A 25,852-nucleotide genomic window follows, 5' to 3' on the forward strand; every position below is an offset into this window, starting at 1 on the left:
AGTAATACACTAGGCATAGCTTCTTCCCTTCACAGGGGAGGAGTTATGCCGATGTACACCGAAGACGACCTGCGCGGCGCGGTCGCCAGCGGCGCGCTAGCCGCCGAAGCGGCCGAGGCGCTGCGCAATCACGTGCACGGCAGGCGCGCTGCTCCTCAAGCCGACGAGGAGCATTTCCGCCTCATCAACAGCTTCAACGACATTTTCGTGACCATAGCGGCGGTTTTGCTGCTGGTGGCGATGGCGGGGATCGGGCAGGCGTTCACTCCAACGCTCGACGGCCCGCCGCCCTTCTCCGGTGTCCTGATGGCCAGCGCCGCGTGGGCTATGGCCGAGTTCTTCACCCGCAAGCGGCGCATGGCGCTGCCCAGCATCGTGCTGCTGCTCGCTTTCGTGGGCGGAGTGTTCGAGGCGATGGTCGGCTTCGTGGTCCTGGCTTTCCAGGCGAACGACGCGAATGAATCGCTGATCGCCGTCCTGATCGCCGGCTGTGCGCTGGTCACCGCGGGCGCGGCCTGGGTGCACTGGCGCCGGTTCATGGTCCCGATCACGGTCGCTGCGGGCGCGGGCGCAGTCGCCGGCACCGTGATCGCTCTCATCGTCGCGATCGTCGGCCCCGGCAACGTCGAGCCCGAAACAGCCCTGATGCCGCTGGTCTTCGCTGCCGGCCTCGCCATCTTCCTCTTCGCCATGCGGTGGGACGCCAGCGACCGTGAGCGGCAGACCCGCCGCAGCGACGTTGCCTTCTGGCTCCACCTGCTCGCCGCGCCGATGATCGCGCATCCGCTGTTCTACTGGATCGGCGTTACCGAGGGGGTGAACATCGGCGCAGGCGCAGCGATTGCGGTGCTCGTCGTCTATGTCGCGATGGGCCTCGTGGCGCTCGCAGTCGACAGGCGCGCCCTGCTCGTGTCCGCCCTTGCCTACGTGCTGGTGACATTGACCTGGCTGTTCGACCGCTTCGGCGCGGTCGAGCTCAACGTCGCCCTGACGGCCCTCGTGATCGGCTCGGCCCTGCTCACCCTCTCGGCGTTCTGGACGCCGATCCGCAATACTGTCGTCGACTGGCTCCCGGGCGCGCTCCAGGCACGCTTGCCGGTCGCGGGGACGATCGCGCACGCCTGACCAGATGGCGGTGGCGGCCTAGCCGTCCACCGCCTTCACCAGCTTGCGCTCCATCGGTGCCAACACGCCGGGGAGTTCGTGACCGCGCTTCAGGATCTGGCCGTGCTCGCCGAACAGGGTCCACATGCCTTGGCGGTTGCGGAGCGCGGGGCGCTTCTCGATCCGTGCCTGCGGACGCTCGGCGGTGCGGCGGAAAGCGGCGAAAGTGGCGGTATCGCGGGTGAAGTCCATCGCGTAGTCGCGCCATTCGCCCGCCGCGACCATGCGGCCGTACAGGTCGAGGATCCGCTGCAGCTCGTCGCGCGCGAATCCGATCTGGCCGGGCACGCGGCCGGGAAAGGGAACGATGGTCGGAGAGTCGCCCAGCCCGGTGCCGGCACCCATCAGCTATCGGTCCCGTTGCGCCTGACGGGTGGCTGCGAGGCGGCCTTTAGCTCGGCCAGTTCCGCGCGCATCGCGGCAAGCTGCACCTCGAGCTCCTCGATCCGGCGCGTGCCGTTGCTCGCGATGTCCTCGCATGGCTCGTCGCAGGGCGTGCCGTAGGGGATGAATTCCTTGAGCCACTCCTCGGCCGGAACGAGCGTGGAGCGCGCCTTGAGGCCGATCATCGTCGCGCCGTCCGGCACGTCGTCGGTGACGACCGCATTGGCGCCGATGCGCGCGCGCTCGCCGAGCACGATCGGGCCGATGACCTGCGCGCCCGAGCCGATGATCACCCCGTCGCGCACGGTCGGGTGGCGTTTGCCGCCCTGTCCGTTGGTCGGGTTCGTGCCGCCGAGGGTGACGCACTGGTAGATCGTCACGTCGTCGCCGATCTCGGCTGTCTCGCCGATCACGGTGAAGCCGTGATCGATGAACAGGTTCCTGCCGATCCTGGCGCCCGGATGGATGTCGATCGCAGTCAGCCAGCGCGACAGGTGATTGACGAAGCGGGCGAGGAAATAGAGCCGCGCCTGGAACAGCCAGTGCGCGAAGCGGTGGAGGCCCACCGCCCAGACTCCGGGATAGAGCAGGATTTCCCAGCGCGAACGCGGCGCGGGATCGCGGGCGCGGATCGAGTCTAGATAGGCGACGAGATTGTCCAGCATCCGTACGTTTGTCCCACTTGTCGCCCGGCCAGGCAAGCCGGGCGCTATTTTGCGGGGTCCAAGCCGAGCTTTCCCTGCTCCGGCCCCTACACCGCCGCCAGCGCATCGCGCCAGACCGACAGCGTCGCCGCCGCCTTGCGCTCCAGGCTCAGCCGGTCGATCGCCGCGACCAGCCGCTCGACGCCCGCGAAGCTGCGCTCGGCACGCGGCACGAGGTAGGTAAGCGCGCCTTCGCCCAGTGCAAGGCCGCGCCGCGCCGCATGGCTTTCGATCAGTGCGGCGACCATCTCGTCGTCCGGCGCGCCGATCTCGACATGCAGCGCCGCGCCCAGCCGGCTGCGCAAGTCGGGAAGCGCGATCTCCCACCCCTGCGCCTTACCGACGAGCAGCAGAGGACGGCCGCTTTCCTGCGCGCGGTTCCAGCGGTGGAACAGCTCCGTCTCGTCGAGCCTGTCGGCATCGTCGAGCGCCTCGCCCTTCCCCGTACCTGCGAACCAGCGCGCCAGCAGCGACTTGCCCGAGCGCGGCGGACCGGTGAGGACGGCGGTGCGGAACGGCCAGCGCTCCGGCTCCTGCAGTGCTTCGGCGACGTGACGGTTCCCCGCGCCGAGCACGATCCGCGCGGGATCGTCCTTGCTCCGCGGAGCCAGCGGAAGGGCGATCTGCGACACCGTGCCGGTCGCTCAGCGGCTGATGGAGATGACGTTGCCCGATTGGCGCACGGTGAACCCGCGTGCGCGCAGGGCCTCGGCAAGCTGCTCGATGCTGCCCGAGAAGCCGACCGACATCACCGAATGGCCGCCGATGGCGGTGCTCGTCACCGCCGCGCTGCGCACTCCGGGCGCCGCGCGAACGGCCGAGATCGACGCGTCGAACGCGCCGGCATCGGGCGTCGCGAACTGGACGAGGTAGCTCGCGATCTGTGCGGCGGCCGGCGGCGGGGTGGTGCCGTCGGTGGGAACGAGCCCGTCCGTCAGTGCCGCCTCGCGTGCCGCCGCTTCGGCCCGGTCGCGCACCTGCGCGGCGCGGCCGAGCTCGATCAGCCGCTGGAGCGCCGGGTCGGCTTCCACGGTGCCAAGATCGAGCGTCGGGTCGGGCCGCAGCTTGCCTTCCGCAAGCGCACGCTCGAAGATCGTGTTTATCCGCAGCACCGCCTGGTCGAGCATCGGCTGCAACTGCTCCGAATTCTCGGCGGTCATCGTGAAGCTGCCAAGATAGGTATTGTCGGGGCCGTAGCGCGCGGTGAAGCGCCCTTCGATCGGGCCGCCCGGCCACTTGTAGTCGAGATGGGCGACCGGCACGAGCACGTCGGATGCGCTGAACTGATCCAGCACGTTGCGCCACCAGATGCGGCTGCGCCGATTCGTCTGACCGTAGGTGATGAGCAGCGAATCGCCGCCCGCGCCCGAGGGGCGAACGTAGTTTATCCGGCTCGGCCCGGTCTGGTATTCGGCCCATGCACGCTGCCAGGGATTGCGCGCCTCGTAGACCATATAGGTGCCGGCCGAGCGGGTCACCGGAACCAGCAGCATCGGCGCCGAAGTCGGGCCCCGGCCGCTGGCACCCAGCAGCGCACCGGCGCGGCCGCGGTCGAACGTGACGCCCAGGCGCGCGACATAGCGGCGGGGGCCGATGCTCTCGTTTTCAATCACCACCGCAGCGACGAGGCTCTGGAGCTGGCCGTCCGGAATGCTCGGCCCGCCGAGCTTCTCCCACGCCTTGCGCTGCGCCTCGCGCCAGCCCTTCTCGCGCGCATCTTCGGCGTTGTCGCCCCGCACGTCCACCTCGATGCCGCCGACGTCGATGTCGCCGCTGCTGGCGATCGGCGCGATGCCGCGGTCACCCTCCACCTGCGCCCACAGCGCCGCCCCGGCTGCGAGCAGCGCGAGCGCCGTCACGGTTGCGACGGCGGCCTTGCGAGGAAGGCGGGGGAGCGAAAGGGGCTGGGCCATCGGGGAAAACTCGCGGCCTTTTGCCGAAACGGGCATGGAATTCCAAGCGTGAATGACTAAGGACCGAAACCATGTCCGCAAACAACCCGCCACCGGGGCGCTACACCTACGAACAGGCCGGAGTCTCGATCGACGCCGGCAACGCATTGGTCAAGGCCATCGGGCCGCTTGTCAAGGCGACCGCGCGCGCCGGGGCCGACGGCGAGATCGGCGGGTTCGGCGGGTTCTTCGATCCCAAGGCCGCCGGCTATTCCGATCCGCTGCTGGTTGCGGCGAACGACGGGGTGGGGACCAAGCTCAAGCTCGCGATCGACCACGACCGGCACGACACCGTCGGCATCGATCTCGTCGCGATGTGCGTCAACGACCTGATCGTTCAGGGCGCCGAGCCGCTGTTCTTCCTCGACTATTTCGCGACCGGCAAGCTGGAGACGGGCGTCGCCGAGCGCGTGATCGCGGGCATTGCCGAAGGGTGCAAGCAGGCCGGCTGCGCATTGATCGGCGGCGAGACGGCCGAGATGCCGGGCATGTACGCGGCGGGCGACTACGACCTCGCAGGCTTCTGCGTCGGCGCCGTGGAGCGCGGCGAGCAGCTTACCGGCGAGCGGGTGCGGCCCGGCCAGGTCCTGCTCGGCCTCGCGAGTTCGGGCGTGCACTCGAACGGCTATTCGCTCGTCCGCCGGCTGGCCGAGGACATGGGCTGGCGGCTGGACCGTCCCGCCCTGTTCGATCAGGACCGGCTGCTGATCGAGGCCCTGATCGAGCCGACGCGCATCTACGTGAAGAGCCTGCTGCCCGAGATTCGCGCCGGACGCATCGCCGCCCTCGCCCATATCACCGGGGGCGGCCTGCTCGAGAATATCCCCCGCGTCCTGCCCGAGGATGCGCACGCGGTGGTCGATGCCGATGCGTGGGAGCAGCCGCGGCTGATGGCCTTCCTCCAGGCACAGGGCAATATCGAGCCGGGCGAGATGGCGCGCACCTTCAATTGCGGCGTCGGCATGGTCCTGGCAGTCGACGAAGGCGAAGCCGATTCGCTGGTCCGCGATCTGACGGCGGCTGGCGAGACCGTGCTGCGCGTCGGCCGGATCGAACCCGGCCCGCGCGGCTGCACCGTCCGCGGCTCGGCCGGAACCTGGTCCGCGCGGGAGGACTGGGAGGCCCGCCATGTCTCCTGACCTTCTCCCCTCCCCCAAGCGGTAGAGACGACATGAAGCGCGCCAAGGTCGCGGTGCTCATCTCGGGCAAGGGCACCAATATGGCCGCCCTGCTCTACGCCAGCCGTCAGGCAGGTGCGGCCTACGAGATCATCCTCGTCGCCAGCAACGATCCCGAAGCGGAGGGGCTGAGGCTCGCCGAGGCGGAAGGCGTGGCAACCTTCGCGCTGAGCCATCGCGGCATCTCGCGCGCGGATCACGATGCCGCGATGGGCCGCGCGGTGCGCGAGGCGGGCGCCGAATATATCGTGCTGGCCGGCTACATGCGCATCCTCGGCACGGATTTCGTGTCCCGCTGGGAGGGCAGGATGCTCAACATCCACCCCTCGCTCCTGCCGAAATACCCTGGACTCGACACTCATGCCCGCGCCATCGAGGCCGGCGACTCTCATGGCGGCGCGTCGGTCCATCTCGTCACCGACGACCTGGACATGGGCGAAGTGCTCGGCCGGGCGGAAGTCGCGATCCTGCCCGGCGATACGCCGGAAGCGCTCGCCGAGCGGGTGAAGCTGGCGGAGCACCAGCTCTACCCGCGCGTCCTTTCCGAATATGCCGGCCGCCCATTCGACCCGGACTGGCTCGTCGCCCGCGTGCGCGAACGCGCTATGGCGCTGCCCGAGGCGGAGGAGACGCTCAGCCACGGCATGCCATGCTTCGGCATCGTCAAGGGCAAGAAGTTCGCCTGGGTCAGCGTGGACCATCACGGAGACGGGGTGACCGCGCTGCTCGCCAAAATCAGCGGCGCGGACGAGCAGGCGCATCTGATCGAGAGCGACCCCGCGCGCTATTACCGACCGCCCTATTTCGGCGACGGATGGATTGGCATCAGGCTGGATCTCGGCGACACCGACTGGGCATCGGTCGAAGAGTGGCTGTCGCGCAGCTGGCGTGCGGTCGCGCCGAAAAGGTTGACGACGCTAATGGACGCCGCGGACCAGTTCTGACGCTGCCGCACGGAGTGCGCAGGTCAGTTCAGCTCGCCGCCACGCACTGCTTCGGGCATGAGTATCCGGGCGAGCGCCGGAGAATCCTCGCCGTAGCTCTGCCAGTGGACGAGCTTGCCCCGGCGGGTTCGTGCGCGCCACAGCGTGTCGTGCGCGAGCCGTTCCTCCCGAGCGGATGCGCGCCCTTTGAGCAGCACATCCCCTTCGTGCATGACGATCTTCATGTCGTGCAGTTTGTAGTCCGGCTCGAGATCGAAGAACCTGCGGGTCGCAGTGGCGACGTTCTCGCGCCCTTCGATCCACTCGCCGCGGCTGTCGACGAAGCGGATGCGTTCATCGAGCAGCGCCTCGACCTGCTCCGCATCGCGCGCGTTCATTGCCGCGAGGTATTGCCTCACGATCTTGATCGGTTCGGGCGTAGGCCAGTCGAACATCGTTACGCTTTCTGCGCCGCCCGTTCTCGGACCGGATCCCCTAAGCGCATGATTGCGCACGGTCCTGCAGCGGCACGGAGGCGAGCATATCACCCGCCCCCGATTCGCGCACAATGTTAATTTTCGTGAACTTCGTTACCGGAGCGATCAGCCGACGATCTCGTCTTCGCCGAAGAAGAAATCGATCTCGATCCTGGCGTTCTCTTCGCTGTCCGAACCGTGGACCGTGTTGGCCTCTATGCTTTCGGCGTGCGTCTTGCGGATCGTGCCCTCGGCCGCGTCGGCCGGGTTGGTCGCGCCCATCACGTCGCGGTTGCGCTTCACGGCGTCGACGCCTTCGAGCACCTGCACGACCACCGGGCCGCTGGTCATGAACTCGACCAGCTCGCCGAAGAAGGGGCGTTCCTTGTGAACCGCGTAGAAGCCCTCGGCCTGCTCGCGGCTCATGCGGATGCGCTTGGAGGCGACGACGCGCAGGCCGGCTTCCTCGAGCATCTTGGTGACCGCGCCGGTCAGGTTGCGGCGGGTGGCGTCGGGCTTGATGATCGAAAAGGTGCGGGTGACCGCCATCAGGTGTTCCTTCGAAGTCGTGAAAGTGCGTGGGAGAATGCGGCGCGCAACTAGCGCTGCACCGCGCGGGCCGCAAGCCCTGCTCTTTTTGCTGTCCCGGACGGGCGGGACGATCCCGACCTTCCAGCCAGCCGTCATCCCAGCGATCCCGGCGTTCGCTGGGATGGCGATTACTGGAAGGCCTCACCGACCATCAGTTGCGCCGATGTCCCGCCGCCCTTTCGCGTCGCGGTGAAGCTGAACGTCGCGCCGTCGGGCGCATCGCCTCCGATCATCTGCATCGCGTCGGTGCTCATGTTCATCGCGATCTCGACGCCCGCGGCCTCCGCCTGCTTGCGGTAGAAAGCGACCATCTCCTCGGGCGAGGCGTCGGATTCCATCGTCAGCAGCGCGCCGTTCGCGTCGGCCTGTTCGAACACCGTGTTGGTCGTGACCTCCGCGCCGGGATAGATCGTGAAGCCGCGCGGCAGCTCGACCGGCACGTCCGCGCCCGAGCGCATCGTCGCGGTGCCGTCGGTGGTTTCGACGGTCGCGTTCACCTCGCCGCTCGACTCGTCGATTTTGTAGTGCGCGACCGTACCGTCCTCGCCCTCGACCGTGCCCGAGCGCTCGGAACCGCACCCGGCCAGCAGCAACGCCGCCATGCCCGCCATTGCCAGTCGAACCGTCATCGCCCTCTCCTTCAGCGCTTGCGTTGCCACTTGCCGCCGTCGAGCTCGTGGAACTCGCGCTCGACATCCTCGCGGCCGTCGAATTTGCGCCAGACCGCGCGCGCCGCGTCGCGCCCGCTCTCGTCGAAGAACAGCAGCGCGCGCTCGAAACTCTCGGCTTCCTCGCGCCAGGCGCCGTCGGCCAGCGCCACCAGCTTCGCCTGGTTCTCCGCGGTGCACGTGCGGGAGAGGAGCACCGGCTGGTGTGCCGCATGCGGCTCGCCCGCGCGGCCGTTGGCGAGGAAGTCGGCGGGCGCGTATTCCCACAGCGCCGCGCCAATCCGGTCGAGGAGGTCATCGCTTTCGGCGACCACCAGCATGCGCTGCCCCGCCTTCGCCGCCGCGCGGGCGATCAGCGGCAGGACGCGTTCGACGGGCTGGCCCGGCGCGAGGTAGAACCCGACGCGCACGGCCCGCTCCTCCTCAGCCTTCCAGCGTGTCGCGCACGAAGCGGTCGATAAGGCGCGCGCCATATCCGGTCGCGCCCTTGTCCCAAGTTGCGCCGGGCTTGTCGGCCCAGACCATGCCCGCGATGTCGCAGTGCGCCCAGGCGGTGCCGTTCTCGATGAAACGCTGGAGGAACTGCGCCGCGGTGATCGAGCCGGCAGGCCGCGGACCGACGTTCTTCATGTCGGCGATCGGGCTGTCGATCAGCTTGTCGTAGGCCGGATCGAGCGGCAGGCGCCACAGGCGGTCGCCGCTCGCCTTGCCCGCGGTGAGCAGGTCCTCGGCCAGCGCATCGTCGTTGGCAAAGACGCCCGCGTATTCGCTGCCGAGCGTGATGACCATCGCGCCGGTGAGCGTGGCGAAATCGACGATCCGCTTGGGCGAAAACTCCTTCTGCGCCCAGTAGAGCGCGTCGCCCAGCACCAGCCGCCCTTCGGCGTCGGTGTTGAGCACCTCGATCGTCTGGCCCGACATCGAGGTGAGGATGTCGCTCGGGCGAATGGCATTGCCGTCGGGCATGTTCTCGACCAGTCCGACGACGCCGACCACGTTGGCCTTCGCCTTGCGCTTCACGATCGCCAGCATCGCCCCGGCGACGGCGCCCGCGCCGCCCATGTCCCACTTCATGTCTTCCATGCCCGCGCCGGGCTTCAGCGAAATGCCGCCGGTGTCGAAGGTGACGCCCTTGCCGACGAACACGGTCGGAGCCTCGCCGCCACCGCCGCTCCACTTGATCGCGAGCAGGCGCGAAGGCTGGGCCGAGCCCTGCCCGACGCCGAGCAGCGCACCCATGCCGAGCCGGGCCATCTCGTCCTCGTCGAGCACCGTCAGTTCCGCCTCGGTGCCCTTGAAGGCCTTTGTGCACTTCTCGACGAAGCTGACCGGATAGACCTTGTTCGGCGGCTCGGTCACGAGCTCGCGGGTGAACTCGACGCCCTCGGCCAGCGCGGCTTCGACGGCCCAGGCCGCCTCGGCTCCCTCGGGCGCGGCGACGGCGATGACGGTGTCGAGCGAGCGCTTCTGCTCGTCCTTCAGCTTCGTGCGGTAGGCGTCGTGGCGCCAGGCGCGCAGGCGCAGGCCCAGCAGCACGGCGGCCGCCTGCTCGGCCGAAAGAGCGCTGTCGGTGAAGTCGACCACGAGGCTTTTCTCGCCCGAAGTCAGATACTTGGCCGCGAGCGCCGCACCCGCCTTCTCGAGATTGCCCGGGCGCGCTACGGTCTCGGCCTCACCCGCACCTGCCAACGCAACACGGACTACCGCCCCGCCGCGTTCCACGAACCCTTCGAAAAGCTCGCCCGCGCGCCCCTTGAACCGCGCCGCCTTGGCGCCTTCCGCCAGCGCCGGTTCGATCCCGCCAGGCAGCTTGTCCTGGTCGGCAACGTACGCGACGAGCCGCGTTCCTTCGGGAAGTGCTGGTGAAAATTCGACTTTCATGGAGGCTCCGGAAGTTTTTCGAGATGTTCGCGATGCACCCCTCGGCGCAACGCCAATCGATGGCGATTGCGATTAGGCTCGACCGATGCGATAGGCAACCCATGCTCCCCGCCTGGTCGAATGCGCTGCAAGCCGATGATTTCCGCGTGACCAGGGCGGCCTGGAAAGCCGGCGTGGCGGGCGCTGCCCTGATGGCCGCCTTCGCGCCGGCGCAGGTCGCAGCGCAGGATGGCGACGCGGCGATCGACGCCGATCTCGAACGGCCGGAGGAGGAGCGCAAGCCGCCCGAGCTCACCACACCCCTCCCCCCGCTCGACCCCAGCGGAACGCCCGACGCACCCACGAGCGAGGACGAGATCGCGTTCGAGGCGGACACGCTGTCCTACGATTCGAATGGCGACACGGTCACAGCCACCGGCAACGTCGTGCTGCGCAGCGCCGATCGATCTGTGCGCGCCGACCAGGTCATCTGGAACAGCAGCACCGGGCAGATCGTCGGCACCGGCAACGTCCGCTTCGTCGACGAGGAGGGCAACCAGCTCTACACTTCGCGGATCGAGCTGACCGACGAGTTCGAGGCCGGCGCGATGGAGGATCTGCTGCTCGCCCTGCGCGAAGGTGGCCGCCTCGCCGCGCGCGAAGGGCAGCGGGGGGAGGACGGCACCGTCACCCTGTCCAGCGCGGCCTATACCGCCTGCGCAGTGACCGATGCCGAAGGGTGCCCGAAGAACCCGAGCTGGCGCATCACCGCCGACCGTGTGGTCTACGCCCCCGACGAGAACCGCATCCGCTTCTCCGGCGCATTCCTCGAGATCTTCGGCGCGCGCATCCTGCCGCTGCCGGGCCTCGCGGTGCGCACCGACGGCAAGGCGGTGTCGGGCTTCCTCGTCCCGGACCTGCGTTTTTCGGAATCGAACGGCGTTGAAATCAGCGGCAGCTATCTGTGGCGCCTCGCCGACAACAAGGACCTGACGCTCGGCGCCCATATCTTCACCGAAGCGCCGCCGATGGTCTCCGCGCAATGGCGCCACCTGACCGAGAAGGGCGCCTACCAGATCACCGGCTACGCCACCCACAGTAGCCGCATTTCGGACATCACGGGGGACCCGATCACGGAGAAGGACCCGCGCGGCTACCTGTTTGCGAACGGCAAGTTCCAGTTTGACCCGCACTGGAGCCTGACCGGCTCCATCCGTGTCGCGAGCGACCGCACGTTCCTGCGCCGCTACGACATCAGCCGCGACGACCGGCTGCGCTCGACCGTCAATCTCGAGCGGATCGACGACGATTCCTACCTCTCCATTGCCGGCTGGGCGACGCAGACGCTGCGCCTCGGCGTGCCGCAGGGGCAAGTGCCGGTGGCGCTGCCGGTGATAGACTACCGCCGGCGCTTGGCCGATCCGCTCGGACTCGGCGGCAAGCTCGAGCTCCAGTTCAATTCGCTCGCGATCATGCGCGACGAGGGGCAGGACACGCAGCGCGCCTTCGCCGGCGCCCGGTGGGATCTGAAGCGGATCACGTCGCTCGGTCAGGTGGTGACGCTGACCGGCCTCGTGCGCGGCGACGTCTACCACAGCGACGAGAACGGGCTCACCGAAACCGCGGTCTATCGCGGCAATCCCGGCTGGGAGACGCGCGGCATCGCGGTCGCCGCGATCGACGTCGAATGGCCCTTCGTCGGCGAAGCCTTCGGCGGAACGCAGGTCTTTACGCCGCGCGTCCAGTTCGCCGCCAGTCCGCCGATCCGCAACCTCGCCGTACCCAACGAGGACGCGCGCGCGATCGACCTGGAGGATTCCAACCTCTTCGCGCTCAACCGTTTCCCCGGCTACGACCGGGTGGAGGATGGTGCGCGGGTGACCTACGGCTTCGACTGGGAGCTGCAGGTGCCCGACTGGCGGGTGCGGACCACCGTGGGCCAGAGCTACCGCTTCGACAAAGATCCCGGCGTGCTCATCAACGGAACGGGCCTGAGCGAGCGCATATCGGACTTCGTCGGCCGCACCGAGGTGCGCTACCGCGACTTCGTTAAGTTCACGCACCGCTTCCGGCTCGACAAGGACAGCCTTGCCGTGCGCCGCAACGAGCTCGATGCGACGGTCGGCAGCCGGCGCACCTACGCCGAGATCGGCTACCTCAAGCTCGACCGCGACATCGCCGAGGGGATCGAGGACCTGCAGGACCGGGAGGAACTGCGCGTCGCGACGCGCGTCGCCTTCGCACGCTACTGGTCGGTGTTCGGCGCAGGCGTGTTCAATCTGACCGACCGGGAGGAAGACCCGACGCTGAGCTCCGACGGGTTTGACCCGGTCCGCACGCGCCTCGGCGTCGCGTATCAGGACGATTGCCTCGAATTCGGCGTCACCTGGCGGCGCGACTATACCGATGCGGGCGACGCGCAGCGCGGCGATACCTTCCAGCTCTACTTCGCGCTGCGCAATCTCGGTTTCCGTTGAGCCCAAGCCGCGGAGAACCATCGCGATTGGCAGCGCGGCGCAAGTACGCTATCCGCGCCTCACTCAGCTTCGGTTAAGCCGTCGCCGGCCAATGCGCCGCAAGCGACAGCGGGCGCCGTGGATAGCGCCGGAAATGGGATTTGCAGGTGATCGAATACAAGTTTTCCAAGCTGCTCGCGGGCATCGCCGCGTTGGGTCTCGCAGGGGGGCCGGTCGCGCTGCAGGCGCAGGCCGCCAACCCGCTCAACATCCCAGACGACGTCGCGCTGCTGGGTGAAGGCGATCCCAACGTTCGCACGGCAACCGCGGTGGTTAACGGCTCGGTGATCACCGGCACCGATATCGAGCAGCGGGTGGCCCTGCTTCTCGGCGCGAGCGGAAACGAGCTCACGCCCGAGCAGCTCCAGGCTGCGCGCATGCAGATCCTTCGCAACCTGATCGACGAGACGCTCCAGATCCAGGCCGCGACCGCGCAGGAGATGCCGGTCACCGAGCAGGAGGTCGAGGCGCAGTATGCCGAAATCGCCCAGCGTAACGGCCAGAGTATCGAGGGGATGAACCAGGCGCTGATCGCGATGGGCTCCTCGCCCGCTTCGCTCAAGCGCCAGCTCCGCGCCGAGATCGCCTGGCAGCGCCTCCTCAGCCGCAACGTCGCGCCCTTCATCAACGTCTCGCGCGAGGAAGTGACGGACGTGCTCGCTCGCATGGAAGCGGATCGCGGCACGGTCGAATACCGCATCGGCGAGATCTTCCTGTCCGCCACGCCGGCAAACCGCGAGGCCGTGCTCCAGAACGCCCAGCGCATCGTCGAGCAGCTTCAGCGGGGCGCCGACTTCTCGGTCTATGCGCGGCAGTTCTCCGAGGCCTCGACCGCCGCGGCGGGCGGCGACCTCGGCTTCGTCCGGCTCGACACGCTACCTGCCGAAATGGCCACGGTCGCGCGGGACATGGAGCCGGGCCAGCTCGTCGGCCCCTTCGAAATTCCCGGCGGCTTCGAGATCGTCTATCTGATCGACCGGCGTCAGGTCGGCATGGCCGATCCGCGCAATGCAATTCTCAGCCTCAAGCAGATTTCGATCTCCTTCGCGCCGAGCACGACCGAAGCGCAGGCGGCCGCCCGGGTCGAGCAGTTCAACACCGCGATCCAGAGCATGCGCGGATGCGGCGATGCCGAACGCGTCGCGTCGGAGATCGGCGCCGAAGTGGTGACGAACGACGGCATGCGCGTCGCGCAGCTTCCCGAGCAATTGCAGCCGACCATCCTCGGCCTGCAGGTGGGTCAGGCGACCCCGCCCTTCGGCTCGCTGGAGGACGGCGTGCGCGTGCTGCTGCTCTGCGGGCGCGACGATCCGCAGACCGATGGCGGGCCGAACTTCGACCGGATCATGAACCAGATCGAGGACGACCGCATCGCCAAGCGCGCCCAGCGCTATCTGCGCGACCTGCGCAACGACGCCTACATAGAGTACAATTGACGCACGCGCCGCTCGCGCTTTCGCCCTTGGTCGCTTCCTTGGGTGATCCGGCGGGTATCGGGCCCGAGCTGATTGCCGAGGCCTGGGCGCGGCGCGACGCGGAGCGGCTACCGGTATTCCTGGTGGCCGGCGGCGCGAGCCTGCTGCGCGCAGCGGCCGCTTCGCGCGAGATCGATCTGCCGATAGAGACCATCGCCGATCCGCAGGAGGCCGCGGCGGTATTCCCCCGCGCGCTGCCGATTCTCGGCGAGGATGACGGGGACTGGGCACCCGGAATGCCCAGCCGCGACGGCGCACGGCTCGCCCTCGCCTCGCTGGACGCAGCCACGCGGCTCGCCGTCTCGCATTCCGCCGCTGCCGTTGTCACCGGACCGATCGCGAAAGCGCGGCTCGCCGAGGTAGGCTTCGCGCATCCGGGGCAGACCGAATATGTTGCGGCCGCCTGCGGCGTGGCGGCGCAGGACGCCGTGATGATGCTCGTTGGGCCGCAGCTCCGCACCGTTCCGCTGACCGTCCACGTCGCGTTGGCCGAGGTGCCGGGCCTGCTCACCCGCGACCTCATCGTCCGCCGCGCGCGCGTGGTCGCCGCCGCGCTCGAGCGCGATTTCGGCCTCGTTCGCCCCCGGTTGGCCATTGCCGGCCTCAACCCCCATGCGGGCGAGGACGGCAAGTTTGGCGGCGAGGAGATGCGGATCATCGCTCCCGCGGTCGCCGCGCTGCGCGAGGAAGGGATCGACGCCACCGGCCCGCACCCGGCCGACGCGCTGTTCACCCCGCGCGGCCGCGCCCGCTTCGACGTGGCACTGGCGATGTATCACGACCAGGCGCTGATCCCCTTGAAGGCGCTGGACTTCGACAATGGGGTGAACGTCACGCTCGGCCTGCCGATCGTCCGCACCAGCCCCGACCACGGCACCGCCTTCGACATCGCCGGCAAGGGTCTCGCCGATCCCGGCGCCACCATCGCCGCGATCCGCATGGCCGGCGAATGCGCGGCGCGGCGGGCGGCCGATCGGAACCTGTGAGCGCTGGGATCACTTGTTGACGCCCTCGTCAGATCGAATCCCCTTCGACAAGCTCCGGACGAACGGTCTAGGGGACGCGGAAGATGACCGACCTCCCACCTCTACGTGAAGTGATCGCGAAACACGGGCTCAGCGCATCCAAGGCACTGGGGCAGAACTTCCTGTTCGACGCCCAGCTGCTCGACCGCATCGCCGCCGTTCCCGCCGACCTCCACGACCGGGCGGTGCTCGAGATCGGCCCCGGCCCCGGCGGTCTGACGCGCGCGCTGCTCAAGGCCGGCGCCCGAGTCACGGCGATCGAGATGGATCGCCGGTGCCTCCCCGCCCTCGCCGAGCTCGAAGCCGCCTTCCCCGCCCGCCTGCGCGTGATCGAGTGCGATGCGATGAAGCTCGATCACGACGCGACGATGGGGGAGCCTTACGCCGTCGTCGCCAATCTGCCCTACAACGTCGGCACTGCGCTGTTCGTGCGCTGGCTCGGCGGGCCGAGGGGACACGAGAACACGTGGCCGCCGCAATGGACCAGCCTCACGCTGATGTTTCAGCAGGAAGTGGCCCAGCGAATCGTCGCCCAGCCGGGCACCGGCGCCTATGGCCGGCTGGCGGTGCTCGCCCAGTGGCGCTCGACCGCGCGGCTTGCGATGAAAGTCCACCGCAGCGCCTTCACCCCGCCGCCCAAGGTAATGAGCGCGATCGTCCATCTCGAGCCGGCTGCGATGCCTGGCGGGGTCTCTGCGCGGGTGCTCGAGCGCGTCACCGAGGCGGCATTCGGACAGCGAAGAAAGATGCTCCGCCAGAGCCTCAAGGGCGTGCCCGGCGCGCTGGAGGCACTGGAGGGGCTCGGCATCGACCCGCAGCGGCGGGCGGAGACGCTGAGTGTGGAGGAATTCGTGGCAGTGGCGCGGGAACTGTCGTGACGGCTACGCCCCGCCTGTGGACATTTCTGCATGTCCGCCGGCGGGGCGCTTCAATGTATGCCGATCATCGCGGGGCGGGCCGAGCCCGCCCCGGTGCAGCTCACAGGCCCTCCACGCTCTTGCTGACGAGGATGTTCACCGCGACGCGGCGGTTCTGCGCCTTGCCATCGGGCGTCGTGTTGTCCGCCAGCGGGTCGGCCTCCGCCATCCCGGTGGGGGTCAGCATGCGATACGGCGCCCAGCCGCAGGCCTGCTGCAGGTAGTTGACGACGCGGCTGGCCCGCTTCTCGCTGAGCTCCTGGTTGAACTCCTGGCTACCGGTCGAATCGGTGTAGCCGACGACGAGCATCAGGGCGTTCTCAGTCGCGTCGGCCTGGGCCGCGGTAGCGCAGAGATCGGCCTTCGCCTGTTCGGACAGCACGGCCTTGCCGACGTCGAAGTGCACGTTCGTCGTGCCCTTGAGGTTGTACTTGTCGATGTCACCCATGCGGCCGCGCAGCGCTTCGGTCGCCGCGGTCTGTTCGGCAAAGCCCTGGGCGGTGCCATTGCGGATCATCGACGCGGTGCGGAGATCCTTGTTCTTGAGGTCGATCTTGCTCGCAATCAGACCCCCGCCCCATTCCACGGTTTCGACCGAAACCGGCAGACCGTTGAGCAGCGCGTCGGCGGCGAGCTTGTCGCGGTCAAGGCCCAGGAAGCCACCGGTGGACTTGATCTCGGTTGCCTGGCCCACCGCGATAACCGTGGCAGTGCCGTCGGCGCCGGTGACCTGTACCTTGTCACCCTCGCGGGCGGAGATGATGCCTTCGATCTCGGGCCCTTCGGGCAGTCCGGTCAGATCGGCCGGAAGCGAACCGTAGACGGTGGTTACGTACTCACCCTCCGGCGCCTCCTGCTGCTGCGCATAAACGCTGCCCGAAGCCGACACTGAAAGCATCGCTAGCAGGAAGAGGCCCTTCGGCCTTTTGGAACTGAAACTCATTACGTTACTCCTTGATCTACATCAGCCGGCCCCTGCGTGTCCGGCTGTCGAGACCCCCCTCTTCTCGCAGCATGTCACGCGGCGCATGCACGCCGGGTTCGACACCGCGGATGCCCCGGCTGTTCGGGTTATCCTTTCGGGCGGATGAACGCTGCAGGCGACCTTGGGTATGGCGCGGTTAATCCGGGCGCATCTTACGATGAACCGATGCGGCAGCCCGTGCAGGGCCGCGCGCCGCGAGCCTTAAACATAGGTAAATTGGGCCGCACTCGTCGTCGTCCGCGCATCCGGAAGAGGCGTGGGACAAATACATGCGATCAAAGCTACCCCCGCTTTGCCGTCGCGCGCCATTCGTGGAGGAGCGGTTCGGTGTAACCGCTCGGCTGCTCGGCGCCCTTGAACACGAGGTCGCAGGCGGCGCGGAAGGCCGGACCGTCCTCGTTGCCGGCGAGCGGCGTGTAAGCCGGGTCGCCTGCGTTTTGCTCGTCGACCTTGGCGGCCATGCGGCGCAGACTGTCCATGACCTGCTCCCGCGTGCAGACGCCGTGGAGCAGCCAGTTGGCCATGTGCTGGCTGGAGATCCGCAGCGTCGCGCGGTCCTCCATCAGGCCGACGTCGTGGATGTCGGGCACCTTGGAGCAGCCGACGCCCTGGTCGATCCAGCGCACGACGTAGCCGAGCAGGCCCTGCGCGTTATTGTCGAGCTCCTCGCGCACCTCATCCTCGGACCAGTTGGTGCCCTCGGCCAGCGGGATCGTCAGCAAGACATCCAGCTCCGGCGCCTCGCCCAGCCCCTGCTGCACTGCGAACACGTCGAGCCGGTGGTAGTGCAGCGCATGGAGCGTCGCGGCGGTCGGGCTCGGCACCCAGGCGGTGTTGGCGCCGGCCTTCAGGTGGCCGATCTTCTGCTCCATCATGTCCGCCATCATGTCGGGCGCGGCCCACATGCCCTTGCCGATCTGGGCCTTGCCCGACAGCCCGCTGGCGAGCCCGATCGCGACGTTGCGCTTCTCGTAAGCGTCGAGCCATGCACTCGATTTCATCGCGCCTTTGCGGATCATCGGCCCGGCCTGCATCGAGGTGTGGATCTCGTCCCCCGTGCGGTCGAGGAAGCCGGTGTTGATGAACGCGATCCGATCTTTCACCGCGTGGATGCAGGCGGCGAGATTGGCACTGGTGCGCCGCTCCTCGTCCATCACACCGACCTTGATGGTGTGGCGCGGCAGGCCGAGCAGGTCCTCCACGCGGTCGAACAGGTTGTCGGTGAAGGCGCATTCTTCCGGCCCATGCATCTTCGGCTTGACGATGTAGATGCTGCCGGCGGCGCTGTTGCGGCAAGTCGCATGGCCTTCGACGTCGAGCGCACCGATCGCCGAGGTGAACACCGCATCGATCACGCCTTCGGGCGCCTCGGCGCTGCTCGCCAGGCGGACGGCCGGAGTGGTCATCAGGTGACCGACGTTGCGCACGAACAGCAAGCTTCGGCCCGGCAGGCTCCGCTCGCTGCCGTCAGGCGCGGTGTAGCGCTTGTCGGGCGCCAGCCTGCGGGTCCGTTGCCGCCCGCCTTTCTCGAAGCTTTCCTCCAAATCGCCCCGGATCACGCCGAGCCAGTTGCGATAGGCGAGGGCCTTGTCCTCACCATCGACCGCCGCGACCGAATCCTCGCAGTCGCAGATCGTCGTCAGAGCGGATTCGAGCACGACGTCGGCGATCCCCGCCGGATCGTCCTTGCCCACCGGATGCTCGCGATCGACCACGATCTCGATATGCAGCCCGTTGTCGACCAGCAGCGGCCCGCGCTCTGTCCGGCCCGCGAGCTGCGCGGGATCGGCGAGCGGGATGTCGCCCGAGAGGTTGGTCACATCGGCCCAACTGCCTCGGGCAAGCGGCACCGCCTCGTCGAGAAAGGCACGGACCCGCGCCACCACCGCCGCACCGCGCGCGGGATCGTAACCGCCCGGCTTCGCCGGCGGCGCATCGAGCACATCGGTGCCGTAGAAGGCATCGTAGAGGCTCCCCCAGCGCGCATTCGCCGCGTTGAGCAGGAAGCGCGCGTTGAGCACCGGCACGACGAGCTGCGGTCCGGCCATGGTCGCTATCTCCGGGTCGACGTTCGCGGTCCCGATCGTGAACGGTTTCGGCTCCGGGACGAGATAGCCGATTTCCTCCAGGAATTTGCGATAGGCCGCCGCGTCGTGCGGCTGCTGTCGCCGCTCCCGGTGCCAGGCGTCGATCTTTGCCTGCAGGTCCTCGCGCTTCGCCAGCAACGCCCGGTTGCGCGGGGCAAGGTCCGCCAGCAGCGCGGCGAATCCGCGCCAGAACGCGTCCACATCGCGCCCGAGCACGGGCAGAACCTCGCGCTCCAGCAGGTCCGCCAAGGCAGCGTGGACCTTCAATCCGGCCCGTTCGATCATTTCGGTCATTCGTCCTCACAATGCTTGGGGCGCGGAAGATTCCGCGCATTCCTGACAGCATCCCGGGGAGGACGAAAGGCGCTATGGCCAAGCACCTGTCCGATTGCAAGCCGGGTTCCCTTCCTCTGAGGAGGAGGGGAGGGTTTCGCCGCGTCAAAAGCCCCGCTAGAGCCGGTTGCGGATGAAACCGGAAATCGACAGCGCAGCCATTCTCGAGGCGATCGACCAGCAGGCGATGCTGGAACAGGTGCAGGCCTGGAGCGCGATCAACACCGGCACCGACAATCTCGATGGGCTGGCACGGCAGGCCGATGCGCTGGCGGAGGCCTTCTCCACGCTGCCGGGCGAGATCGCGCTGGTCGATCCCGCCCCCGTTACCGCGATCGCTGCCGACGGGCGTGAGGTCGAGCGGCGGTTCGGGCAACACCTCATGCTCCGCGTCCGGCCCGAGGCCGAGCGGCGGCTGCTGCTGACCGGGCACATGGATACCGTGTTCCCCGCCGACCACCCGTTCCAGGAACAGCGCTGGATCGACGAGGATACGCTGAACGGCCCGGGTCTCGCCGACATGAAGGGCGGGATCGCGGTGATCCTCCACGCGCTCACGGCGTTCGAGGCGAGCGGCGATGCGGCGAAGCTCGGCTATGACGTGATGATCAATTCCGACGAGGAGACCGGCTCCCTCGCCTCCGCGCCGCTGATCGAGGAACTGGCGCGCGGCAAGTACGCAGCGCTGACCTACGAGCCCTCCGCCCTGCCCGACGGCACGCTGGCGCACGCCCGCGGGGGCAGCGGCAATTATTCGCTCACTGTCACCGGCCGCTCGGCTCACGCCGGGCGCAACCCGGAGGAAGGGCGCAACGCGGTGGTCGCCGCGGCAGCGTTGGTACTGGGTCTCAAGCGGCTCCAGACGGCGGAATGCCCGATCAACCCGGCGAAGATCGAGGGCGGATCGGCCAACAATGTGGTGCCCGATCATGCCGTGCTGCGGTTCAATATCCGGCCCAAGAGCCCCGACGCGGCCCAGACATTCGAAGCAGGGCTCGCCGCGCTGATCGGCGAAGTGCAGCAGGCGCACGAAGTCGCGATCCACCGTCACGGCGGCATCACCCGCCCGCCCAAACCGGTCGACCGCCGCGCTCAAAAACTGTTCGACCTGGTGCGCGATTGCGGCGCCGCGCTCGGGCAGGAGATCGGCTGGAAATCGACCGGCGGCGTGTGCGACGGCAACAATATCGCCGCCACCGGTGTGCCCGTGGTCGACACCATGGGCGTGCGCGGCGGTGCGATCCACTCGCCGGACGAATTCATGATCGTGGCGTCGCTTGCCGAGCGCGCCGCGCTCAGCGCGCTCGTGCTGCGCCACCTCGCCTACGGAGACGCCATTTGACCTTCGCCCTGCGCGCCGCGCGCACCGACGACCTCGAGCCGATCTACGAAATGGCAAAGCTTACAGGCGGCGGGTTCACCAACCTGCCGCCGGATCGCGACGCGCTCTCCGCCAAGCTGGACCGCGCGGCGAAGGCGTTCGCGCGCACCGACGACGCGCTCGGCGACGATCAGTTCGTGCTCGTGCTGGAGAACACCAATACCGGCGACGTGCGCGGCACTTGCCAGCTCTTCACCCAGGTCGGCCAGCAGTGGCCGTTCTACTCCTACCGGCTAACCACCCTGACGCAGCACTCGCAGGAACTGAACCGCACGGTGCGCGCCGAGTTGCTCAGCCTCGTGACGGACCTCGAGGGGTGCAGCGAAGTCGGCGGCCTGTTCCTCCACCCCGGCGAGCGCGCCGGCGGCCTCGGCTTGCTGCTTGCGCGCAGCCGCTATCTGTTCATCGCGATGCATCGGGCGCGGTTCGCCGATCGCGTGCTCGCGGAACTGCGCGGAATCATCGACGAGCGCGGGGGCTCGCCGTTCTGGGACGGGGTCGCGGGCCGCTTCTTCGGGATGACCTTCCAGGAAGCCGACTATTTCAACGCGATCAACGGCAACCAGTTCATCGCCGACCTGATGCCCAAGCACCCGGTCTATGTCGCGATGCTCGACGACGACGCGCGCAGCGTGATCGGACTCCCGCATCCCTCCGGCCGGGCCGCGATGAAGATGCTGGAGAACGAAGGCTTCGCTTGCGAAGGCTATGTCGACATCTTCGATGGCGGCCCAACCATGACCGCGCGCACCGATCAGGTGAAGAGCGTCGCCGAGGCGCGGCGGCACAGGGTGGAGCGGTGCGATCTCGAGTACGGCGAGCGCGCGATCATCGCCTCCGGTGCGCTGGACGGCTTCCGCTCGGCCTATGGCATGCGGGAAGTCACGCCTGAGGGGACGCTGGCGATCGACGAGACAGCCGCCAAGGCGCTGTGCGTCGGCCCGGGCGACGAGGTGTGGAGCGTGGCGCGGTGATACAGGCGCGCCCTACCCCTCTATGTGATTGCGTGATGGGATTCATTTCATGACCCTCGTCGAGATCAACTTCGACGGTATCGTCGGCCCAAGCCACAACTACGCGGGCCTCAGCCTCGGTAATATCGCCAGCGCAAGTCACAGAGGTAGCCCCTCGTACCCGCGCGCCGCGGCGCTGCAGGGGCTGGCGAAGATGCGCGGCAACATGGCGCGCGGGCTCGCGCAAGGCTTCCTCCTCCCCCTGCCCCGCCCGAACGCCGGCCTGCTGGCGCGTCTCGCGGTGGACGAGACGGCGGACCGCGCGCTGCTCGCCGCCGCGTGGTCGGCAAGCTCGATGTGGACCGCCAATGCGGCCAGCGTCAGCCCCGCGCCCGACACGGCGGACGGACGATGCCATCTGACGCCGGCCAACCTCTCGACCATGCTGCACCGCGGGCAGGAGTGGCGCGACACGAAGCGTCAGCTCGACCTCGCCTTTGCCGATACGGCGCACTTCGCGGTTCACGACGCCATCCCGCCGAGCCTCGGCGACGAGGGCGCGGCCAATCATATGCGGCTCTGTGAAGGGCACGATGCGCCGGGCGTGGAAGTGTTCGTGTACGGCCGTCCGGGCGGAAAATTCCCCGCGCGCCAGCACGAGCAGGCTAGCCGCGCGGTCGCGCGCCTCCATGGCCTGGATCCCGAGCGGACCGTCTTCATCGAGCAGAACCCCGCGGCGATCGAGGCGGGCGCGTTTCACAACGACGTGGTCGCGGTCGCGAACGAGCGGGTGCTGTTCACCCATGAACTGGCCTTCGCCGACCAGGCCGGCGCCTGCAAGGCGATGCGGGCGAAGTTCCCCGCGCTCGAAGTGGTCGAAGTCCCGGCAAACGCGGTCAGCCTCGAGGAAGCCATCCGCACCTACCTGTTCAACGCGCAGCTTCTCACGCTTCCTTCCGGCGAGATGGCGCTGTTGGTGCCGGAGGAGTGCCGTGAAAGCGGGGTCGTTTGGAGCTGGTGCGAGGCGATGCTGGCGAGCAACGGGCCGATTCGGCAGGTCATTCCGGTGGACGTGGGTCAGTCCATGGCCAACGGAGGCGGCCCCGCCTGTCTGCGCCTGCGGGTGGTCGCCGACCCGGCGACGGTCGACCCCCGCTTCCTCCTCGACGAGGCCACGGCGGAGCGGATAGAGGATGTGATCGCAGCCACCTGGCCCGAGCAGATCGACCCCGTCGACCTCGGCAACGTCGCGCTGGCCCGCGACGTACGTTCGGCGCGCGCGTCCCTTCTTGAAACACTCGGATTATCGGACCTCTAGGTCGCTTGGACGGCGCACCGGGAACTCCTACTCTCGCAACCCTGTTAGCCGTGTTGGGGCGCCGAACGCCGCCCGCGGTAAGCGAAAGGGTGCGAATGCTCAGGAAGATCGGCCGGTTGTTCGCGATCAAGACGCGGGCGGAGGCCTATCTGATCATCTACGCGCTCGCACTCGGCGCCACGGCGCGCGGTTCGGCGTATCTCGAACAGTTCCCGGGCTGGGGCGGCAAGCTGCTGTTCCTCGCCTGCACGGGCGCGGTATTCCTCGCCGGAGCGAAGATACTCGACGCCCTGCGCTATGAGCGGGAGCGCGCGGAAACTGCCTCCCGCTCAGACGCCCGCACACGCTGACATCGTCCCGGCGAAAGCTGGGACGATGGGGCTGACAGGGATGGAATCAGGTGGGGGATTCTGTTGCTAGGCTCCCCCGGGCCCCCGGTTTCCGATTCTGTTACCCGGTTCGGTCCGAACCGTGCTCTTAGCTTTGTAAATTCAGGCCGTTAGGCCGTCACATTACGCGGCGAGAGCAAGTGCTTCGTTATCGTTGGCACTTGTGAGTTTTGAGCCTTTAACGGGTTACTCAGCCCGGGCGAAAACAGTGCTTTTCAACACACGTCGATCCTAGTTCGGCCCCATCATCAACGGCGTGGCGTACGCCTTTGGTGGTGGAGCCGCCGGGTACTGCCCCCGGGTCCGTTGTGCCTATTGCACACCGCAATTTATCGCCATAGCCGGCCGAAACCGGCGAAACCTATATAGGCGCTGGCGGATTAATGTGAAGTGGACGAAGATCGCCGCGATCCACCCGTTGGCCCTGCGGCGCAGGGGTGACGGGACGGAATCGACCGCTCAGCCGCGCTTCTTCAGTTCGTCGCGGATTTCCTTGAGCAGGTCGAGCTCGGTCGGGCCGGCGGGCTTTTCCTCCGGCGGCTTCTTCTCGAACTCGGCGAGCACCTTCTTGGCGTAGCGCACGAGCAGGAAGATGATGAACGCCAGGATCAGGAAGTTGATCGCCGCGGTGACGAACGAGCCATAGCCGATCATCGCGGCGCCCGCTTCCTTGAGCGCAGCGTAATCGCTCGGCGATCCGGTATAGCCTTCGGGCGTGCTGAGCAGGATGAAATAGTTCGAAAAGTCCGCCCCGCCGAAAATCCAGCCGACGATGGGCATGATCACGTCGTCGGTCAGCGAGGTGACGATCTTGCCGAAGGCCGCGCCGATAATCACGGCCACTGCCAGGTCCATCACGTTGCCCTTGGCGATGAACGCCTTGAAATCCGCTATCATGTTCGGTGCGCCTCCTCGTTGCCAACCCCGGCTAGATAAATGTTTCTTACATCATCGGCGCATGCTGCCAAGCCCGCCGCGCCGCTTGAAAAGCCCCATCGGTGTGCTATCTCCGCAATACAGATGCTCGCGGGGCGCGATGCGCCTCCACAAGGGGAGCCCTTCGATGAATTGGAAGTCCGTCCGCCGTTTTTCGCTCGTTGCACTCGCGTCGCTAGGTTTGGCCGCCTGTGGGATCAACTCGGTCCCCGCCGCCGAAGAGAATGCCAAGGCCAAGTGGGCCGATGTGGAGGCGGCGTTCCAGGAACGTGCGAATCTCATCCCCAACCTGCAGCAGATCGTCCTCTCCTCCGCCGAGCAGGAGCGCGAGACGCTCAACCAGGTGATCGAGGCTCGCGCCTCCGCCACCCGGCCGGAAATCCAGGTGGACGGGGACGACCTCTCCGATCCCGCCGCAATGGCTCAGTACCAGCAGGCACAGAATTCGCTCGGCGGGGCGCTGAGCCGCCTGCTCGTTTCGGTCGAGCGCTATCCCGAGCTGCGCAGCCAGGAGAACTTCGGCCGCTTCATGACCCAGATCGAAGGGCAGGAGAACCGCATCCGCGTTGCGATCCGCGACTACAACGAGGCGGTGCGCCAGTATAACACCACGATCCGCACCTTCCCCGACACGATAGGCGCGAACATCATCCATGGCGCCGAGCCGATGGTGCCTTATGAGTCCGTGACAGAGGGTGCCGAAGTCGCCCCAACGCTCGACATGGGCGTCGGCGGCACTGCGTCCGGGCCGGGCGCCAGCGCCAACGACAACACCGCCGAACAGCCCGCCGCCGCGGCGAACAATTGATCGCCCGCCGGACAGGCGCGATGCGCGAGCTGGTTCGCCTGCTCCTGATCCTCGCCGCGGCGGTGGGGCTTGCCTTGCCCGCCGCGGCGCAGGAGTTTCCCGAGCGCGGAACGGCGCCGGTGGTCGATGCGGCAAACGTGATCGACGACGCGACCGAAGCGGCGCTGACGCAGAAGCTCGACGCGTTCGAGCAGCGCAGTCAGCGGCAGTTCGTGATCGCCACCGTCCCCGATCTCCAGGGATACGACATCGCCGATTACGGATACCGCTTGGGCCGCGCCTGGGGCCTGGGCGATGCGGAGAACAACGACGGCATCATCCTCATCGTTGCCCCCAACGAGAAGCGGATGCGGATCGAGGTCGGATACGGCCTGGAAGGCGTAATCCCCGATGGGCTAGCGTTCGAATATATCGAAGCGATGAAGCCCTACTTCCGCGAGGGCGACTATTCGGGTGGCATCGCGATAGCCGCGGACCGGATCATCAACCAGCTCGAACTGCCGCCCGAGGAAGCGGCGCAAGTCGCCGCACAGGCGGAGCAGGCGCGCGAGAGCGACGGCGGCTTCCCGTTCGGCGCGCTGATCTGGATCGCCTTCATGTTCTTCGCCTTCATCCTCCCGATGCTCGGCCGCGGCCGCAGGCGGCGCTATCGTGGCGACGGCATGAGTGACACGTTGGGCACCATCGCCCTGTGGGGCGTAGCCAGCAGCCTTTCCAACAACGACTGGGGCGGCGGCGGTGGGTTCGGCGGTGGAGGAGGCGGGTTCGGCGGCTTCTCCGGCGGCGGCGGCAGTTTCGGGGGCGGCGGCGCCTCCGGGGGGTGGTAGGC

At 67.9% G+C, this 25,852-nt stretch carries 25 protein-coding genes and 1 other RNA gene; 13 read left to right on the top strand and 13 right to left on the bottom strand.

Annotated features, from left to right (window positions below):
* The first annotated feature begins 51 nt into the window (after positions 1-51).
* Positions 52-1,125, top strand: a complete 1,074-nt coding sequence (locus AC3A5N_RS01635; RefSeq protein WP_487735568.1) for a hypothetical protein — start codon at positions 52-54, stop codon at positions 1,123-1,125.
* 18 nt (positions 1,126-1,143) lie between these two features.
* On the opposite strand, the gene AC3A5N_RS01640 is transcribed toward AC3A5N_RS01635, so the two are convergent.
* The 4 genes from AC3A5N_RS01640 to AC3A5N_RS01655 form a co-directional block, all read right to left on the bottom strand.
* Entirely contained in the window at positions 1,144-1,509 is a 366-nt protein-coding gene (locus AC3A5N_RS01640; protein WP_487735569.1) for a DUF2794 domain-containing protein, read from the bottom strand.
* Positions 1,509-2,213 carry a serine O-acetyltransferase EpsC gene (epsC, locus tag AC3A5N_RS01645; RefSeq protein WP_487735570.1) on the bottom strand — a complete coding sequence of 235 codons (705 nt, stop codon included), beginning with the start codon at positions 2,211-2,213 and terminating at the stop codon, positions 1,509-1,511. Before epsC ends, AC3A5N_RS01640 begins: the two co-directional genes overlap by 1 nt.
* Positions 2,214-2,299: 86 nt before the next feature.
* Positions 2,300-2,884 (bottom strand): HdaA/DnaA family protein, encoded by a 585-nt coding sequence (locus AC3A5N_RS01650; protein ID WP_487735571.1) that lies wholly within the window; start codon positions 2,882-2,884, stop codon positions 2,300-2,302.
* A gap of 12 nt (positions 2,885-2,896) precedes the next feature.
* Positions 2,897-4,165, bottom strand: coding sequence for a heavy-metal-associated domain-containing protein (locus tag AC3A5N_RS01655; protein ID WP_487735572.1), 1,269 nt, complete (start codon positions 4,163-4,165; stop codon positions 2,897-2,899).
* 71 nt (positions 4,166-4,236) lie between these two features.
* Between AC3A5N_RS01655 and purM the strand changes: the two genes are divergently transcribed.
* Complete coding sequence (gene purM / locus AC3A5N_RS01660; RefSeq protein WP_487735573.1) at positions 4,237-5,343, top strand: phosphoribosylformylglycinamidine cyclo-ligase; 1,107 nt, start codon at positions 4,237-4,239, stop codon at positions 5,341-5,343.
* Between the two features lie 32 nt (positions 5,344-5,375).
* Positions 5,376-6,326: a phosphoribosylglycinamide formyltransferase gene (gene purN / locus AC3A5N_RS01665; RefSeq protein WP_487735574.1), complete on the top strand. Its 951-nt coding sequence runs from the start codon at positions 5,376-5,378 to the stop codon at positions 6,324-6,326.
* 23 nt (positions 6,327-6,349) lie between these two features.
* Here purN and AC3A5N_RS01670 read toward each other — a convergent pair whose 3' ends face one another.
* The 5 genes from AC3A5N_RS01670 to AC3A5N_RS01690 form a co-directional block, all read right to left on the bottom strand.
* Entirely contained in the window at positions 6,350-6,760 is a 411-nt protein-coding gene (locus AC3A5N_RS01670) for a nuclear transport factor 2 family protein (protein ID WP_487735575.1), read from the bottom strand.
* 147 nt (positions 6,761-6,907) lie between these two features.
* Complete coding sequence (ndk, locus tag AC3A5N_RS01675; RefSeq protein WP_487735576.1) at positions 6,908-7,330, bottom strand: nucleoside-diphosphate kinase; 423 nt, start codon at positions 7,328-7,330, stop codon at positions 6,908-6,910.
* A 170-nt stretch (positions 7,331-7,500) separates the two neighbouring features.
* Positions 7,501-8,001 carry a hypothetical protein gene (locus AC3A5N_RS01680; protein WP_487735577.1) on the bottom strand — a complete coding sequence of 167 codons (501 nt, stop codon included), beginning with the start codon at positions 7,999-8,001 and terminating at the stop codon, positions 7,501-7,503.
* 11 nt (positions 8,002-8,012) lie between these two features.
* Complete coding sequence (locus AC3A5N_RS01685; RefSeq protein WP_487735578.1) at positions 8,013-8,450, bottom strand: DNA polymerase III subunit chi; 438 nt, start codon at positions 8,448-8,450, stop codon at positions 8,013-8,015.
* 13 nt (positions 8,451-8,463) lie between these two features.
* On the bottom strand, positions 8,464-9,921 hold the full coding sequence (locus AC3A5N_RS01690; RefSeq protein ID WP_487735579.1) for a leucyl aminopeptidase: 1,458 nt from the start codon (positions 9,919-9,921) through the stop codon (positions 8,464-8,466).
* Between the two features lie 101 nt (positions 9,922-10,022).
* On the opposite strand from AC3A5N_RS01690, the gene AC3A5N_RS01695 reads away from it, so the two are divergent.
* The 4 genes from AC3A5N_RS01695 (at position 10,023) to rsmA (ending at position 15,794) form a co-directional block, all read left to right on the top strand.
* Positions 10,023-12,377 carry an LPS-assembly protein LptD gene (locus AC3A5N_RS01695; RefSeq protein ID WP_487735580.1) on the top strand — a complete coding sequence of 785 codons (2,355 nt, stop codon included), beginning with the start codon at positions 10,023-10,025 and terminating at the stop codon, positions 12,375-12,377.
* A gap of 146 nt (positions 12,378-12,523) precedes the next feature.
* Complete coding sequence (locus AC3A5N_RS01700) at positions 12,524-13,852, top strand: peptidylprolyl isomerase (protein ID WP_487735581.1); 1,329 nt, start codon at positions 12,524-12,526, stop codon at positions 13,850-13,852.
* Complete coding sequence (gene pdxA / locus AC3A5N_RS01705; protein ID WP_487735582.1) at positions 13,849-14,877, top strand: 4-hydroxythreonine-4-phosphate dehydrogenase PdxA; 1,029 nt, start codon at positions 13,849-13,851, stop codon at positions 14,875-14,877. Before AC3A5N_RS01700 ends, pdxA begins: the two co-directional genes overlap by 4 nt.
* Positions 14,878-14,960: 83 nt before the next feature.
* Entirely contained in the window at positions 14,961-15,794 is an 834-nt protein-coding gene (gene rsmA, locus AC3A5N_RS01710) for a 16S rRNA (adenine(1518)-N(6)/adenine(1519)-N(6))-dimethyltransferase RsmA (protein ID WP_487735583.1), read from the top strand.
* A 100-nt stretch (positions 15,795-15,894) separates the two neighbouring features.
* Here rsmA and AC3A5N_RS01715 read toward each other — a convergent pair whose 3' ends face one another.
* Both AC3A5N_RS01715 and AC3A5N_RS01720 read right to left on the bottom strand, forming a co-directional pair.
* Positions 15,895-16,776: an OmpA family protein gene (locus AC3A5N_RS01715; RefSeq protein ID WP_487735584.1), complete on the bottom strand. Its 882-nt coding sequence runs from the start codon at positions 16,774-16,776 to the stop codon at positions 15,895-15,897.
* Between the two features lie 323 nt (positions 16,777-17,099).
* Positions 17,100-19,199 carry a malate synthase G gene (locus AC3A5N_RS01720; protein ID WP_487735585.1) on the bottom strand — a complete coding sequence of 700 codons (2,100 nt, stop codon included), beginning with the start codon at positions 19,197-19,199 and terminating at the stop codon, positions 17,100-17,102.
* Between the two features lie 172 nt (positions 19,200-19,371).
* Between AC3A5N_RS01720 and AC3A5N_RS01725 the strand changes: the two genes are divergently transcribed.
* The 4 genes from AC3A5N_RS01725 to AC3A5N_RS01740 all read left to right on the top strand — a co-directional run bounded on the left by AC3A5N_RS01725 (position 19,372) and on the right by AC3A5N_RS01740 (position 23,240).
* Positions 19,372-20,580: a hydrolase gene (locus AC3A5N_RS01725; protein WP_487735586.1), complete on the top strand. Its 1,209-nt coding sequence runs from the start codon at positions 19,372-19,374 to the stop codon at positions 20,578-20,580.
* A complete protein-coding gene (locus AC3A5N_RS01730; RefSeq protein ID WP_487735587.1) occupies positions 20,577-21,593 on the top strand; it encodes an arginine N-succinyltransferase in 1,017 nt (338 codons plus the stop codon). Before AC3A5N_RS01725 ends, AC3A5N_RS01730 begins: the two co-directional genes overlap by 4 nt.
* 49 nt (positions 21,594-21,642) lie before the next feature.
* Entirely contained in the window at positions 21,643-22,890 is a 1,248-nt protein-coding gene (locus AC3A5N_RS01735) for an N-succinylarginine dihydrolase (RefSeq protein WP_487735588.1), read from the top strand.
* A gap of 95 nt (positions 22,891-22,985) precedes the next feature.
* Positions 22,986-23,240, top strand: coding sequence for a hypothetical protein (locus AC3A5N_RS01740; RefSeq protein ID WP_487735589.1), 255 nt, complete (start codon positions 22,986-22,988; stop codon positions 23,238-23,240).
* A gap of 86 nt (positions 23,241-23,326) precedes the next feature.
* Here AC3A5N_RS01740 and ssrA read toward each other — a convergent pair.
* Positions 23,327-23,673, bottom strand: a transfer-messenger RNA (tmRNA) gene (gene ssrA, locus AC3A5N_RS01745).
* 65 nt (positions 23,674-23,738) lie between these two features.
* Positions 23,739-24,176 (bottom strand): large conductance mechanosensitive channel protein MscL, encoded by a 438-nt coding sequence (gene mscL / locus AC3A5N_RS01750; protein WP_487735590.1) that lies wholly within the window; start codon positions 24,174-24,176, stop codon positions 23,739-23,741.
* A gap of 166 nt (positions 24,177-24,342) precedes the next feature.
* Between mscL and AC3A5N_RS01755 the strand changes: the two genes are divergently transcribed.
* Positions 24,343-25,023, top strand: coding sequence for a LemA family protein (locus tag AC3A5N_RS01755; RefSeq protein ID WP_487735591.1), 681 nt, complete (start codon positions 24,343-24,345; stop codon positions 25,021-25,023).
* A 20-nt stretch (positions 25,024-25,043) separates the two neighbouring features.
* A complete protein-coding gene (locus AC3A5N_RS01760; RefSeq protein ID WP_487735592.1) occupies positions 25,044-25,850 on the top strand; it encodes a TPM domain-containing protein in 807 nt (268 codons plus the stop codon).
* The last annotated feature ends 2 nt before the right edge of the window (positions 25,851-25,852 follow it).

The organism is Pelagerythrobacter sp. Soil_C_18 (genome assembly GCF_057657235.1).

What these genes read in the sequence shown, in the direction of transcription:
- AC3A5N_RS01635 (WP_487735568.1), top strand. Translation starts at nt 52, where the DNA reads ATGTACACCGAAGACGACCTGCGCGGCGCGGTCGCCAGCGGCGCGCTA.
- AC3A5N_RS01640 (WP_487735569.1), bottom strand. Translation starts at nt 1,509, where the DNA reads ATGGGTGCCGGCACCGGGCTGGGCGACTCTCCGACCATCGTTCCCTTT.
- epsC (WP_487735570.1), bottom strand. Translation starts at nt 2,213, where the DNA reads ATGCTGGACAATCTCGTCGCCTATCTAGACTCGATCCGCGCCCGCGAT.
- AC3A5N_RS01655 (WP_487735572.1), bottom strand. Translation starts at nt 4,165, where the DNA reads ATGGCCCAGCCCCTTTCGCTCCCCCGCCTTCCTCGCAAGGCCGCCGTC.
- purM (WP_487735573.1), top strand. Translation starts at nt 4,237, where the DNA reads ATGTCCGCAAACAACCCGCCACCGGGGCGCTACACCTACGAACAGGCC.
- purN (WP_487735574.1), top strand. Translation starts at nt 5,376, where the DNA reads ATGAAGCGCGCCAAGGTCGCGGTGCTCATCTCGGGCAAGGGCACCAAT.
- AC3A5N_RS01670 (WP_487735575.1), bottom strand. Translation starts at nt 6,760, where the DNA reads ATGTTCGACTGGCCTACGCCCGAACCGATCAAGATCGTGAGGCAATAC.
- ndk (WP_487735576.1), bottom strand. Translation starts at nt 7,330, where the DNA reads ATGGCGGTCACCCGCACCTTTTCGATCATCAAGCCCGACGCCACCCGC.
- AC3A5N_RS01680 (WP_487735577.1), bottom strand. Translation starts at nt 8,001, where the DNA reads ATGACGGTTCGACTGGCAATGGCGGGCATGGCGGCGTTGCTGCTGGCC.
- AC3A5N_RS01690 (WP_487735579.1), bottom strand. Translation starts at nt 9,921, where the DNA reads ATGAAAGTCGAATTTTCACCAGCACTTCCCGAAGGAACGCGGCTCGTC.
- AC3A5N_RS01695 (WP_487735580.1), top strand. Translation starts at nt 10,023, where the DNA reads ATGCTCCCCGCCTGGTCGAATGCGCTGCAAGCCGATGATTTCCGCGTG.
- rsmA (WP_487735583.1), top strand. Translation starts at nt 14,961, where the DNA reads ATGACCGACCTCCCACCTCTACGTGAAGTGATCGCGAAACACGGGCTC.
- AC3A5N_RS01715 (WP_487735584.1), bottom strand. Translation starts at nt 16,776, where the DNA reads ATGAGTTTCAGTTCCAAAAGGCCGAAGGGCCTCTTCCTGCTAGCGATG.
- AC3A5N_RS01720 (WP_487735585.1), bottom strand. Translation starts at nt 19,199, where the DNA reads ATGACCGAAATGATCGAACGGGCCGGATTGAAGGTCCACGCTGCCTTG.
- AC3A5N_RS01725 (WP_487735586.1), top strand. Translation starts at nt 19,372, where the DNA reads ATGAAACCGGAAATCGACAGCGCAGCCATTCTCGAGGCGATCGACCAG.
- AC3A5N_RS01735 (WP_487735588.1), top strand. Translation starts at nt 21,643, where the DNA reads ATGACCCTCGTCGAGATCAACTTCGACGGTATCGTCGGCCCAAGCCAC.
- AC3A5N_RS01740 (WP_487735589.1), top strand. Translation starts at nt 22,986, where the DNA reads ATGCTCAGGAAGATCGGCCGGTTGTTCGCGATCAAGACGCGGGCGGAG.
- mscL (WP_487735590.1), bottom strand. Translation starts at nt 24,176, where the DNA reads ATGATAGCGGATTTCAAGGCGTTCATCGCCAAGGGCAACGTGATGGAC.
- AC3A5N_RS01755 (WP_487735591.1), top strand. Translation starts at nt 24,343, where the DNA reads ATGAATTGGAAGTCCGTCCGCCGTTTTTCGCTCGTTGCACTCGCGTCG.
- AC3A5N_RS01760 (WP_487735592.1), top strand. Translation starts at nt 25,044, where the DNA reads ATGCGCGAGCTGGTTCGCCTGCTCCTGATCCTCGCCGCGGCGGTGGGG.